General features: G+C 59.9%; 5 protein-coding genes. 4 read left to right on the top strand and 1 reads right to left on the bottom strand.

Going from position 1 to position 14,582, the window contains the following annotated elements:
• Positions 1-20 precede the first annotated feature (20 nt).
• Entirely contained in the window at positions 21-800 is a 780-nt protein-coding gene (gene trpA, locus PVA48_RS01385; RefSeq protein ID WP_180975239.1) for a tryptophan synthase subunit alpha, read from the top strand.
• 125 nt (positions 801-925) lie between these two features.
• On the opposite strand, the gene PVA48_RS01380 is transcribed toward trpA, so the two are convergent.
• Positions 926-4,054: an autotransporter domain-containing protein gene (locus PVA48_RS01380; protein WP_215451252.1), complete on the bottom strand. Its 3,129-nt coding sequence runs from the start codon at positions 4,052-4,054 to the stop codon at positions 926-928.
• Between the two features lie 1,051 nt (positions 4,055-5,105).
• Here PVA48_RS01380 and PVA48_RS01375 point away from each other — a divergent pair.
• From PVA48_RS01375 to PVA48_RS01365, 3 genes are read left to right on the top strand one after another with little or no spacing between them, the layout of a single operon-like run.
• Positions 5,106-8,486 (top strand): beta strand repeat-containing protein, encoded by a 3,381-nt coding sequence (locus tag PVA48_RS01375; RefSeq protein WP_423232114.1) that lies wholly within the window; start codon positions 5,106-5,108, stop codon positions 8,484-8,486.
• Positions 8,435-10,510, top strand: a complete 2,076-nt coding sequence (locus tag PVA48_RS01370; protein WP_423232113.1) for a beta strand repeat-containing protein — start codon at positions 8,435-8,437, stop codon at positions 10,508-10,510. The genes PVA48_RS01375 and PVA48_RS01370 overlap by 52 nt, the downstream gene beginning before the upstream one ends.
• A complete protein-coding gene (locus PVA48_RS01365) occupies positions 10,507-14,553 on the top strand; it encodes an autotransporter domain-containing protein (protein WP_423232112.1) in 4,047 nt (1,348 codons plus the stop codon). The genes PVA48_RS01370 and PVA48_RS01365 overlap by 4 nt, the downstream gene beginning before the upstream one ends.
• Positions 14,554-14,582: the final 29 nt, after the last annotated feature.

Below are 14,582 nucleotides of genomic sequence, written 5' to 3'. Positions count from 1 at the left end.
CGCATCTTTCCATGAACAACATGCAGAAATCACCGTTGCAGGAAGCCGTGGAGCGCGCCCATGCCCTCGGCAGGCGCGCCGTCATCCCCTTCATCACCGCCGGATTTCCTGACAAGGAATCCTTCTGGACCCATCTGGAGCGGATTGACGGAGCAGGGGCGGACATCATTGAAATAGGCGTTCCCTTCTCGGACCCCGTTGCGGACGGTCCTCTCATTGAACAGGCCTCACGGGACGCGCTGGCCCGCGGCGTAAGCCTGAAATGGATTCTAGACGGTCTGAAAGCCCGCAAGGGCCGCTTTTTCGCCAAACTGGCGCTGATGGGGTATGTGAACCCCTTTTACCAGTACGGGCTGGAACGGCTTGCCCTGGATGCGGCGGAAGCCGGAGTCAGCGGCTTCATCGTTCCGGACATGCCGCTGGAAGAATCCGGCATCTTCAGGGATGCCTTTGACCCCCACGGACTGACGCTCGTCACGCTGGTGGCTCCCAACACCTCCGTGGAACGAATGCGGGAATACAAGCCCCATACCTCCGGCTTCGTTTACGTGGTTTCCGTGCTGGGGACCACGGGAGGAAAGGTGGACCTGACGCAGAGCGTCACGGAAACCATGCGCCGCGCCCGGGCCGTATTTGACGTGCCGCTGGCGCTGGGCTTCGGACTCCAGACGCCGGACCAGCTGGATGCCCTGCCGGAAGACGCCCGTCCGGACGCCGCCGTTCTCGGCAGCGCCCTGCTCAGGCACATTGCGGAAGGGAAGGATGCGGCGGAATTCCTGGGCAAATGGACCGGAAAGTAAAATAACATTCCCCGTTAACGTTAAAAAGAGGCTGTGCAGTTGTTCTGCACAGCCTCTTTGCTGCTGGCCGCCCGTCAAAGATAAAGTAATTTTGACGGTTTTCCGGCGCCTGCAATCAGGCTCTGTCAATAGGCATAACTGACGCCGGCGTTAAACCGGTGCGCCGTGGCCTTGCTCCTTCCCTCAAACTCGTACCCTGCATACATCCTCCAGCGCGCGTTCAACTGCAGGGCGCTGTTCACGTTCACTCTCACCCCGTTCCGGTCAGGAGACGTTCCTTCCGCTTCCCAGCGGTACCCGTTGAGCAGCCGCTCCGCCTGCGCACTTGGGTTCCTGCGGTACACGTCCGGCACGTAGCTCACCATCGCGCTGTTGATCCATTCCCGGTCTTTCAGCTCACTGCGGTGCGTCAAGCCCACTCCCACCGGTACGCTCAGGTTCTTCAGGCGCCCCTTTTCAAAGCGCCTCGCGTCCCAGCCCGTTTCCGTAAACGCCTCCTGCGTCACGTCCGTATACTCCAGCCCCAGCATGACCTCCATTGCAACGGTCTCGTTTACCCGGCGGCTCCACTTCCCGGTGAATGTTCCAAACAGGGTTTCATTGGTCCACTTGCCGTGGGACCGGCCGCCCGTGTGGAAGGAATTCATCTTGTTGTCCGTCCAGCCATAGCCTGCCGTTCCCGTCACCAGCAACGTATTCTTCCTGTTGAGAACCTTGTGCCAGCCGCCGTAGAGCATGCCGATGCGCGTCTGCTGGTCAATATCTCCCGCAAAGCTGCGCCCGCGCATCTTGCCGTACAGGTCTCCGAAGCCCAGGCCCAGGATAGCGTGGGAAGTGATTCTCCTGTCCGCTCCCACGGAATAGCCGCCGCCGTGGTAGTCAAATCCGTCCCGTACTCCCTCGGAGGCGTGGTTGAGGAAATCCCCCATGCCCTTGACCCAGTAGTTGTTTTCCGGCCCGGTGATGAAGCGCTGGGCATCCAGGTTGCCCAGGGCGGCCCGGGACATCCCAAGCGCGTTGGCGGCGCTGGACCACATGGAGTTCATAGCCAGGGTACCTGCCAGTTCCGGAAGGATGTCCCGGATGGCGGAGTCCTCGGCGGGAGTCCAGACCAGTTGGAGTTGTTCCGGGAAGCCGTCACCATCCGCATCTACCCACTGGTGGCTCCAGGAGCCCATGTAGGCATAGGGGCTGTCCACCCGGTCGGACCCGGCAGCCAGAGAATGGGCGCCGGAGAAGTCATCCGTGTGGGTCTGGTTGGAGTCCGTCAGGACGATGAAGGTACGCTGCTGCTTCCAGGAATTGTCCGCATAGAAATAATCGGCGGATATCCCCGTGTCCATAATCCCTATAGAGCCGCCCAGGGTGAAGGAATCAGAGGCGGAGATGGAGAGGCCGGTGGTGTTTGCCTGCGTGGCGGTTTCCTGAGCCTGCTTTTGCATGTCAAAGACGAAGCCGCGGGAAAGATCCACGTTTTTGGCATTGATGAAGGCGGTGGTTCCGGGGCGCAGGACGGCGTCCCCATTCGTGATGGAGAAGGAGGCGGCATTGATGACGCTGCCCCCGGTGATTTCCAGAGTGCCGTGTTCCAGAGTCATGGAGGTATCGTCCCGCAGGCCGGCATTGCCGAAGACGACATTGTGTTCCAGGATGAGGGAGCCGCCGTAGAGGGTGGTTTGTCCCTTGAAATCGCTGTAGCGGCTGGCCACGAGGTGGGCGTTGTCCCCCTGGTAGAGTTCCCCGCTGAAGATGACAGTGCCATCCGTAGCGTGGGAGATGCCGTCGTCATCCGTGTACTGGTTGAGAGAGAGGGTGACGTTTTCCGTAGAACTAAAATAAGCCGCACTGGTGATCGGATCATTAAAGCGAACCTCCTTTTCTTGGGCGGCGGCCAGCTGGAGATGGTTGGTTCCGTCTACATGAATGGCGTTGGCAACGCCGTTTACCACGGAGAAGGAGCCGTCATTGTGTTGAGTGAACGTCCCCCCGGTCATGTTGCCGCTGAAGAGCACGTCATGCGTGAATGCCAGAAAGCGGCTGGAATTGTCGGTAGTGATCCCTTGCAGGTAAATGGCTCCACCGTAGGTAGAGGAATAGTTATTGGTGAAGATGGCGCCGTTACGGATCGTGAGGAAAGAGTTAACTCCCTGCATATAAATCGCTCCGCCAGAGGAGGTGGAGATGGAGTAGGAGTCTGAGGAAGCATAATTCCCGGAGAAGGTAACATTGTTTCCCAGAGTCAGCGTTGCATGGTCTCCCTCCATATGAATCGCTCCGCCAGAGGAGTTGGAGTAGTTGGAGGAGTAGTTGGAGGAGGAGTCTGAGTAAGCATAATTCCCGGAGAAGGTAGCGTTGTCCTCCAGCGTCAGCATTGCATGGTCTCCACGCATATAAATCGCTCCGCCAGAGGAGGTGGAGGTGGAGGCGGTGGAGTAGGTGCCGGACTTGGAGAAAGTATAATTCCCGGAGAAGGTAGCGTTGCTCCCCAGGGTCAGCGTTGCATGGTCTCCCTCCATGTAAATTGCTCCGCCAAAGGAGGTGGAGGGGTAGTTGGATAAGTGGGAGGTGGAGTCGGAGAAAGTATAATTCCCGGAGAAGGTAGCGTTGTCCTCCAGAGTCACCGTTGTATCATCTCCACTCATAGCAATCGCTCCGCCAGAGGAGGAGGAAGAGGAGTAGTTGGAGGAGGAGAAAGCATAATTCCTGGAGAAGGTAGCGTTGTTCCCCAAGGTCAGCGTTGCATGGCCTCCCTCCATATCAATAGCTCCTCCGTAAGCACTATTGTTTGAATTATCAACATGGTTATTGAGAAATTGAACCTTTCCGGTGATTTCCAGAGATACGTTATCATCTGCTGTGCGTATCACTCCTGCGGTGCCATTGCTCCAGATGACGGAGTCCATCTCCAGCGTGTACTCTCCCGCTCCCAGGTCGTACAAGGGATTCTTACCCAGGCCGGATAAGTCTACGGCACAGAGTGCAGCCGGATCAGCGGAGCGGAAGTTGACAGGAACGGTTAGACCGGTAGTCAGGGAGGCGTCATCGTTGTTCAGAATCACCGTATCCCCGGCAACTAGGGCGACGGAGGAGACCAGTTCCTCCAGGGTGGAGTATATGTTATTGTCTGGATCGGAATATTGAGATGCGTCTACCATGAAGTCCGCCGCGGAGGCGGAGAAGGACAGGGAAATAATGGGAACCAGCAGAGAGGCCAGGAGGCTGCGGCGCAGCAACAAAGGAAGGATGGGTTTCATGATCAATAATAAGAATAAATATAGCCTTATGGCAAAGAGCAGAACTAAATAGCGGATTTCTAATCCGTATTTTTCTTCAGCCGCAGGAAGAAACTCAAGCAGGTACCATTTGAGAAATATCGGGTAACAGGATTGATTGTTGGAAAACTATGTATTTCTATGTGATTAAGTATTTTGGGGCATTAAGAAATTTACCGCGGCAAAAAAGAAAAGAATGAAGCATGGGGTTCTGAAAGATGAAGGGGTTTCGCTCAGCGCTTTATTTCAGAAGAGGAATTTGTCTTAAAATAATTCCCTATCATTGTAGTAGGATTGACATCGGATTAGAAATCCGTCACATGCCGGAAAAGGAGAAAATAATCATAGGACCCCGGAAGGAATAAACAGCTGGAATTCCTCTGTTGTGCTTGGAGGAGATTGATTGATAAAAGGCGGGAAAACGCGTTCAAGCCATGGAGTCCTCCAAGCTATCTGATGGCCGTTTTCCCGGGAACAAGGGGTCCCGGCCTTGGAAGTCCGTTTCTCTTCCGGATCCGTTCACTCTTCATGTGTTTCAAACGGATGCCGGTTCCATTGCCCGACCATGCGGAGACGTGCCCCGGAGTCCTGTGCAAACGCTTCACCATGCTGCGGGAGTGGAAAATTTTGGGAAAATGGACCAGAGGCATATTTAGTCATTCTTCCTCAATCTCCAAAGTGCGATTTTCATAACTTGTTGTGAGGCATATTTTTATTTTGTCCTGTCATGAAAAGAGCAAATGCGAATTCGCAATCCGCCGTCTCTTTATTTACATATCATTCAAAATTTCATCATTGAATAATATTTAACAATCAAGGGATTATCTGTTTCAAAGATAATCCCTTCATAGAAAACCGGGAAAATCTGTTTAACGGGGATAATTCCTTTCTGTTAGAAAACCGTTGCAGGTGATTCTTTTCCTTTGACAGCGGATTGCGAATTCCTTATTTATATTCACAATCATATTTCCCTTGCCGTGTTGTGGGAAAGGTTCTTTTATGATTGAATAACCCATTAATTGTCAAACGTTACATGAAATTGCACCTTCCCTTGAATCTGCTGGCCGCCCTGATAACCTCCTTCTCCGGGGTAACGCTTGGAACTGCCACCTTTGCAGGAGTTTCTGGTCTTTTAATAACAGTATCACAGGCTTATGCTGCGGATGTCGCTTTTAACGGGACACAGGTTAACGTAGCGGCGGGAGGCAGCTCCACTTATGACGTGGGCACCGTTACGGCTTCCACCACCTTGAATTTTGCCGGGGCGGGCAACGCTACGATCACGAACCTGAACGGAGACGCCCCGGAAGCCGTGCTGACAGTGAATCGCGTCGCCAACGGAGGAACGGCCCTCTCCACCCTCACCCTGAACGGGGCGGGCACCTTCAACGGCATTATTTCCCTCTATTCCAACACGACAGGGGGAACGCAGAACAACATCCTGAACCTCAATCACGCGCTGGCGGCCCAGAACGCCACCATCAAGCTGGGCGGCTATGGTTATGCGACCGGGGCCTCCGTCCTGAAAGCGGGCGTGAATACCTCCATCAGCAAACTGGTGCACAACAACACCGCGGCCCTGATTACCGGGGAGGGAACCACACTGACCATCACGGGGGACTCTTCTTCCTACGGCGGCAGCTTCGGCGGCACCGTGACAGTTGATTACACGGGGGGCGGCACGTTCACCCTGGGCAATTCCGACAAGAGCGCGGCGCTGACCCCCGCCGCCTCCGCGGATGCCACTCTTAAAATCAGCAGCGGAACGCTTTCCCTGTTTTCCGGCAATGTCAACTGGTCCCAGAAGCTGGTCATGGGGGACGGCACAACGCTCACCGTGCAGGACGGCCCCGCCGTTTCCGGATATTATAACTATGACGCCACTTCCATCAATGGGGACGGCTTTACCTTCTCCGGGGCAGCCACGTTCGGCACCGGAGTGAACCTCACTACCCAGTACGGCAAGAACATCAAATTCACGGGCGTGCTTACGGCCGCCTCCGGCTTTTCCATCAGCGGGACCGATAGCGAGTACACTTATTACACCCTGACCGGCACGGAAAACCAGATTGGCGGGACCATCGCCATCACCCGCAACTCCACTTCCCTGGGCATCAACGCTTCCGGTTCCCTCGGCACCGCCGCCGTAACTACTTCCTCCGGCAGCCAGTACCTCACTTATTACGGTACGGCGGGAGAAGCGGCGGACGTCATTGACAACTCCATCACCGGGGCAGGCAACTTTGTAGCCCAGTCAGGCTGGGTGCATCTGTCCGAGAACGTAGCGCTTACAGGCACCTACACCGTCAATTCCGGCGCCGTACTCTCCAAGGCGGGCTCCATCAGCGCCGCGCTTGCGGGAGGCAGGCTGGATGCAGGCAATGGAACCATGAATGTGACGGGACTGACGGGGAATGGAACCATCTCCGCCTCCGCGGGCACCATGAATTTCCAGGACGCCTTCACAGTGGGGGAAACGATGGGCATCCTCGCCAACGGTTCCGGAACCATTACGGGCAATGTAACGGTGGACGGCGGACGCCTGTACTACACCTCCATGGACAATGTGGGCAGCGTGCTTCAGAACGTGACGCTGACTTCTGGCCTGATTGATTTTTCCGGTTTCCAGGAATTCCAGGACCTGTTCGGTTCCGAAGCCCTGGTGAATACCTCCTACAACCTGGGCGTTGACCTGGGGACGGGGTTCACGCTGGCGGATATTGACGAGTCCCTGTACACCATCACCACCGTTGACGGGAAAACGGTTATTACCTTCACGGGATCCGGCGCGTATGATACCGCATGGGATTCCGCCTGGGGGCTGGAAAACGCCCCCACCTCCGGCGCCGGAACACTGGCGGACCAGCAGACGCTGGCCCTGTACAACATTCGCGCCGCGTCCATGCAGGAGGGCTTCGGCTCCGTGAACGTCGTGACCGGAACGGGTGACCTGACGGGAGTGACCCTGGCAGGCGGCTATTACAACACTGCAACCAATGCAACGGCCACGGAGATCACTACCGGCATCTGGACGGATGTGCTGGGGGGCAATTACGGCCTGATCATCGGCGGCAGTTATGCCAACAACTGGAGCGGCACCGGCAAGTGGAACATCACGGGTGACGTCCATACCCAGATTCAGGGGGATACCTCCGTCAACTGGGTGGTGGGCGGCAACTACAAGGACGGCCAAGCTGCCGGCATTACGGGGAACGTTTACGTGTCCGTGGACGGAAATGCCGTGGTCAAGGGGAGCGTGATAGGCGGTGGCACCGCGGCCCACAACTCCACCAACAACATTGACGGCAGCACCTTTGTCGTGGTGCGCAGCATGCAGAGCGTGACGGATGAAACCGTCTCGCTCAATTCCGTAGCCAGGGGCTTCATCATCGGCGGCAGCGCCTATGAAGCCAACTCCACTTCCAGCGCCGCCATCACCGGAAGCACCAATGTGACGATTGACCTGGGGACTGCCTCCGGCACCTTCGTCAAGAGCATCGTGGGCGGTTCCTACTCGGGCAGCTCCGGAACATATACAATCAACGGGGACTCCAACGTCAGCATCACTGCCGCCAGTGACGCCGTCTTTACCGGGGCCATTTACGGCGGCGGCTACGGCACTGCCGGAACTTCCACGGTCAGAGGCAATTCCAACCTGACGCTGGATGGCGGCGCCTATACGGGAGCCCTTTATGCGGGCGGCGGCGGAGCAAGGTCCGCCGTGAACGGGAACGCCACCCTCACCGTTAAAAAAGCCGTGTTCCGAGCGGGCAGCACGCTGAATGTGTCGGAAGGCACGGTAGGGGGCACCTCCTCCCTGCTTCTGGGCGGTTACGGCAATACGGCGGACCAGGCCATCTCCTTCTCCAATACGGTCATTACCGGCTTCGACATTGTGACCATGTTCCAGAACTCCTTCTTTACGGGGAACCTGAAGGTGGACGGCTCCAGCACGCTGGCCCTGGCGGGAGACGCCGGAACGGGAATCAACGTGAATGGCACGTTCGCCCTTTCCGCGGAAGGGGAATTGAATCTGGACCTTACCGGGTTTGGCGCCTTGACGGACGGCATGTCCGTGCTCTCCACCACCGGACTGACCAACATCTCTTCCATCAAGGCCGTCTTTGCGGACGGCGTGGCGGGAACCATCACCCTTTCCAACAATGGCAGGGACCTGGTTTACACGGCGGAAACCCTCCTGCTGTGGGCGGGCGGTGAAAACGGGGTCTGGAGCGCGGAAAACATCTGGACGGACGGCGGCACGCCCGCCACGTATGCGGACGGCCTGGCGGTTTCCTTTGCAGACCAGGCCGGAGTCGCCACCTCCGCGGTGCAGCTTGATTCCGAGGTTTCCCCGGCTCCATGCTGGTCCGCAACACCACCACCCGCTATGAGCTGGCGGGAACCGGAGTAATTGCCAATACCGCCGTTACCAAGGAAGGCACGGGAACCCTGGTGCTGGGCTCCGCTTCCATCCTCGGTACGGGAACCACCGTAGCCGTGAACCAGGGCGTTCTGGCGTTCGGGTATGATACGGACCTGCCGGCCACGGGCATCACCTGGGGCGCGGGTTCCTCCCTGGGAGCGGCCAACGGCGCGACGGTCACGGTGAATTTGGGAACCGTGACCAACCCGGCGTTCTCCCTTGCCGCGGATACCAACTCATTCATTAATCTGGTAACGCCTTCAGACCTTACCTTCGGCAATAACATCACGGGAGCCGGCTCCGTCCGGAAAACCGGTACGGGGCTGCTGAAATTGACGGGGGCCAACTCCGGCCACCTGATCGTGCAGGAAGGCAACGTCCAGATAGGGGGCGGCTCCACTGCCATCAATTGGGGCAGCGCCGGTTCCTCCGTCACCCTGCAGAACGGCACGTCCCTGATCATTGCGGGCAACAGCGCCCACCACACCATCGGTTCCGATCTGATTCTGGGCACGGCCGCATCTGACGCGGTCTCCCTGAAATGGGTGGACGCCTCCCAGGCAAACGCCACCAATTACCAGCATAACTTTACGGGAACCGTTACCGTCAACGGGGCGGCCACCCTGGTGGGCCGGGACAACTGGGCCAAGGAAATGGGCTTCACCGGAACGCTTACAGGCGCAGGCTCCCTGACCTACAGCCGCGGAGGGGGCGATGGCAGGTACAACTCCAACGGCAAGCTCATCATCGGCGGTGACGCCTCCGGATTTACCGGCATGATCACCATGAACGCCGCCAACGGGTACAGCACGGGGCTTGACATGCGCACCTCCATGGCGCAGGGCGGGGTCACCCTCACGTCCGGCACGGATACCACGGGATTCGCCTTCATGCGCGTGCTGGGGGATATTGAAATCGCCTCCCTGGACGGCACGGCCAACTCCCAGGTGGGCGCCGTGGGGGGAGCGCGTACGCTGACGGTGGGTTCCGGCACGTATAACGGCACCATCACGGACCACGGCGTTGCCATCGCCTACGGAGCCACCACCATCTCCTATGACACCACCGGAGTCCTCTCCCTGACCAAGGTCAGCGATGAAACCCTGACGCTGGGCGGAACGGTCAGCTACACGGGGCTGACGAACATCCAGGGTGGAACCGTTGCCCTTACTGCCGCAGGGGCCACGTCCCTGGGGAACATCACCATGGCGGCCAATACGCGGATGACGACCGCCGGGGCCCTGAATCTGGCGGCCAGTTCCACGCTGACCCTGGATATAAGCTCTTCCATCGGCGTGGGTGGGGCCTTCGGGGCCGGTACGTTCAACCTCACCCTGAATGGCCTTGAAGGCATTACGGAAGCCGGGGAATACACCCTGATTTCTGCTGCCAGCGGACTTGATGCCGCCAGCGCCATCTTCAACTGGGCCGGCTATACCGGAGACGAAACGCTGATTTACACGCTCGAACAGACGGGCGCCACCCTCAAGTTGGTGGTGACTTCCGCCGGGGACGTTTGGATCTGGCAGGGAACGGAAGGCATGACCTGGAGCGACACGAACACGGGAGCCCAGTGGGGCATTGACGGCTCTGCGGATACGGCCGCCGGCCAGAACCTGGTCTTCAACAGCTCCGGAGCGGGAACCGTCACCCTGTCCGGCGCGGTGAATCCGGCCTCCATCACGGTGAACAACGCCGCGGGCAGCGACTATGTATTCGCCTCAGACGGCACCGGAAAAATTGCGCAGGGCACGCTGACCAAGCGCGGCGAAGGCAAGCTTACCCTGAACCTGGACAATACGGGCTGGGCGGGAGCCATCTCCCTCCAGCAGGGCGAGCTGGTGGCCCAGGTGGCCAACTCCCTCGGTTCCGGGGCTGTCACCATTACGGGTGGCACGCTCACGCTGGCTACGGCTGACGTCCAGCCGGGCATGGGCATGATCAACCTTCAGGGCGGAGCCTCAATCTGGCGTCCGGCGCCTTTGCCACGGCGTTCACCGCAGACAACATGACGTGGACGGACGGCTCCCTGATCCTGGGTGAAAATGTGACGGCTACCGCCGCCAAGGCCCTGGCCAACGGAAAAACCGTGGAACTGGCCGCCGGCTCCATGCTGACGGTCAGCGGCGCCAATGACAACACGGCGCTGAACCTGGATGCCTCCGGCACCGGCACCATTTCCGTGGGCCTGGGAACCAGCTACGGAGCCAATGTCCTGAACATGAGCACGGCATTCCAGGGAACCCTGTCCGTGACATCCGGTTACTTCCAATTGAACAACGTGACCATGGGAGCAGACGGCACCGTGAACCTGGCGGACTCCAATGTCCGTGCGGAATGGAACGGCACGGCCGGGGGCGCCTTTGCCAATGACATCATCTTTACGGGCAACCAGATATTCGCCACCAAGGACTTCACCCTCAGCGGCGATCTGAGCGGAACGGCGTTCTCCACCCAGGGCGGGGGCAACATCACCCTCACGGGCGGCGTCAATCTGGACGGACAGCTCAAGGTGCACCGCGGCACAGTTACGGTGAACTCCGCCAATGTGACCAAGCTGGGGGACAGCATTGACATCCAGAACAACTCCACGCTGGCCTTTGCCCGCGACTTCTCCTACGGCGGCGTCATCAGCGGCACGGCCGGCAGCACGGTATCCGTAAACGCCGGAACGCTGGAGCTCACCGGAGCGAACACCTTCCTGGGCACCCTCTCCATTGCGGGCGGCGCTACGGCGCGGCTGGGTGACGGGAGCGCCTGGGCCGGGGCCCTCTCCGGAGCCGGTTCCCTGGTCGTCGACACCACGGGGAATATAACGCTGGCGGCCGGCAACACCGGGTTCACCGGTTCCACTACGCTCTCCGGAACGGGCACCGTCACCCTCGCGGGGGCCGACTCCCTGGGGTCCGGGCGGGTCACCGTCAACAACGGGATTCTTGACCTGGCCTCCCAGAATGCGGCCAACGCCATCCTGATCACGAAGGGAAGCCTGGCAAACGCGGGAGCTAAAACCACCGGAAACGTGGAAGTGGCCGCTTCCGCCGGAACGCAGGGCGCCCTGAACACCATCAATCTGGGCGGTCTGTCCGGCTCCATGGTCGGCTCCATCGTCATGGAAGACTACTCCCGGCTCACCGGCATCTCCGGCGGCCTGGACATGACGGGAAAGACGGTGACGCTGAAACTGGATTCCGGCAGCCTTACCGCGGGCGGAACAACCGGGCAGGGCGTCATTGATGCGGACAGCCTGACGCTCTCCGCCGCCAACACGACCATCAACCTCAGCAACCAGGGCGTCCTGGACCTGCTCTCCGCCAACCGGGATTCCGCCGACGGCGTAGGGCTGGTGCTGACGACGGGAACGCTGACCGTGGACAACTACAAGCAGATAGCCTTCTCCCCGCTTCTGGCCTCCCTCGGTTATGCCGTGACGGAAGTCCTGGGCGCGGACGGAACGCTGATGGTCAGCGGCAATACGGACCTCGTCTACCTCGTGGACACCACGCCCAACTCGGACAACCCCAACATCAGCGACTACGCCGCCCTGGATCCCTACAAGGCCGTGGGCATCAACGGAACCACGCTCAATGTAAGCCTGAACGGTGCTCCTGAAGCCTCCCGGAACGGAGACGGCCTGAAAGTCAGCAACCTGATCGGCAGCAATGGCGCTCTGGTGGTGACGAATACGGCGGCGGACGCTGCCGCCAACCATGCCGTGGTGGACCTGATCCAGAACGTGGACGCCGGAGGCAACAGCTACGGCGGCACCATCAGCGGGGACCATGTGGACTTTATCAAGAAAGGAGCGGAAACCCTCACCGTGGAAGGCAGCTTCACCGGAAATGACTCCATGCTGAGCTCCACGGAAGGGAACATTGTCCTGAACGGTACGGGCAACAGCCTCACTACGCTGGAGCTCGCCGGGGGAGACATCACGCTGGGCGGCAGGAATGACGGCGCCTCCCGCGTGACGACGGTGGAAAACCTGGCCTCCGGCACGGGTGGAGGAACCCTGGACCTGGGCCGCGGCGCCCAGCTGGTCCTCACCGGCCAGCAGGCCGGCAGCCATGTGACTGATGTGACCATCTCCGGTGACGGCACGCTGACCCTCGGAGGAATGGGAACGGACTCCTCCCTGACGCTGGGCAACGGCTCCTCCCTGGACGGCGTTCTGCTGGACATCCGGGAAGGTTCCGCGCTTTCCACCGCGGCCGGCTCCGTGAATACGGTCTCCGGCCTGACGGGCGGGGGCGCCCTGAAGCTGAGCGGCGCGGAAATGACGGTGGACTCCTCCGCCTCCCATACCTTCACCGGTACGCTGGACGGCGCATCCGGAACGCTCAACGTCAAATCCGGCAACGGCAGCGTGCAGACCATCAAGGGTGCGGGCAATGCCGGCTACAACCTGAACGTGAGCGACGGCGGCGCGCTGACCCTGGCCGGCGCGGCTGCGGAAGGCGGTAATCCCGCCCAGGCTGCCTACAAGGGCATTACAGTGAACGGAGGCACGCTCAACATCGGCAGTGCGGACGCTCCCAAGACCCAGTTGACTCTTGGCACGGACGGCTTGAGCGTGACGGGGAACAGCACGGTTACCATCACCACGTCCTCCACCACGGTGGATGGCCTGGGGAACCCCTTCGTCACCTCCAGCGGAAACATTACGCTGGGCGACGGAACGGGAGAAGTGACGCTGGTCATGACCAACCTGGACACCCTGGTGACGGGGAGCACGGAAACGCTGAACATGGAACTGTTCAAGACGACGGACGGCGCGCTGGTATCCCTGGGCGACAACGTCACCCTCCAGGACATGATCCTCAGCTCCCTGTATGAAAACCTGTCTCTGACCACGAATGACAGCATGACGGCCATCATCCTCACCGGCACGGCGCGCACGGAAAACATCTTCCGTGACTCCTCCCTGACGCGGAACGCGGCCACCGGGGCGGACCTGCTGTGGAACTCCCGCTACCATATGGAGGAAGGCACCACCCTGCGCGACTTCTACACCTCCGTTCTGCTCTCCCAGAACGCGGGCGACTACTCCGGCGCGGCCCGCAAGCTGGCCGCCGCCGCGGGCAGCACGGTCACCAGCCTGGGCATCGCCCAGCGTGACTCCCTGCGCGACCAGATGGGCTGGATCCGCAACCGCGTGGCGCAGATGGGCGTGAACCCCGCGTACGTCCATGAGGACATGCCGTACTTCCACATGTGGATGCAGGGCACCGGGTCTTATGCCAAGCTGGACACCAAGGGGGATGAAAGCGGCTATGAGCTCACCACCTGGGGCGGAACGGTAGGCATGGACGTGGACATCAACGACAACTTCACCGCTGGCGCGGCCTTCACGGCCAACTACGGAAGCCTCACGGCGAATGCGGCGGATACCGCGGACGGTGACCTGGACAGCTACTACGTCAACCTGTTCGCCCGGTACCAGTCCCGTAAATGGTCCCACCTGCTTATCCTGACGGGCGGCTGGAATGATGCCAAACTCACGCGCACGGTGGATTACGGCTCGGGCTCCTACCAGGCCCACGGCAGTACCACCGGGTCCGGCTTCGGCGCCATGTACGAGCTGGCGTACGACATCGCCCTCAATGAAGACAAGAGCGTGATTCTCCAGCCCCTGTTCAACGCCTCCATCGTGACGACGCGCATGGACGGCTACAGTGAAAGCGGCTCCGCCGGAAATGCCGGGCTGAGGGTGGAGGACCAGGAACTGACCACGGCCGCAGTCGCCGTGGGCGCCAGACTCTCCGGCCTCATGGGCTCCAACGTCTTCGGGCGTGAAGCGCTGGGTGAAATCCGGGTGAACGTCTCCCAGGACATGGGCGACCGCCGCGGGCAGGCCAATGTGGGCTTCCTGGCGGACCCCTCCTACACGCGTCCGGTGTACGGCGCCAAGGTGGGAAGCACGGCCTTCCAGGCCGGTGTGGGGTTGAGCGTCCCCGTAGGCACCCAGGGCGTCATCTTCGTGGACGGCAATGCGGACATCCGCAGCGGTTCCAGCTCCATCAACGGAAGCATCGGCTACCGCTACAACTTCTAAAGGAAGAAAACGTCAGTTAATCAGAAGGC

Origin of the sequence: Akkermansia sp. JRP_AM1 (genome assembly GCF_049262625.1) — a bacterium.
Classification (GTDB): Bacteria; Verrucomicrobiota; Verrucomicrobiia; order Verrucomicrobiales; family Akkermansiaceae; genus Akkermansia; species Akkermansia massiliensis.
This window is presented reverse-complemented; position numbering and strand designations above follow the sequence as displayed.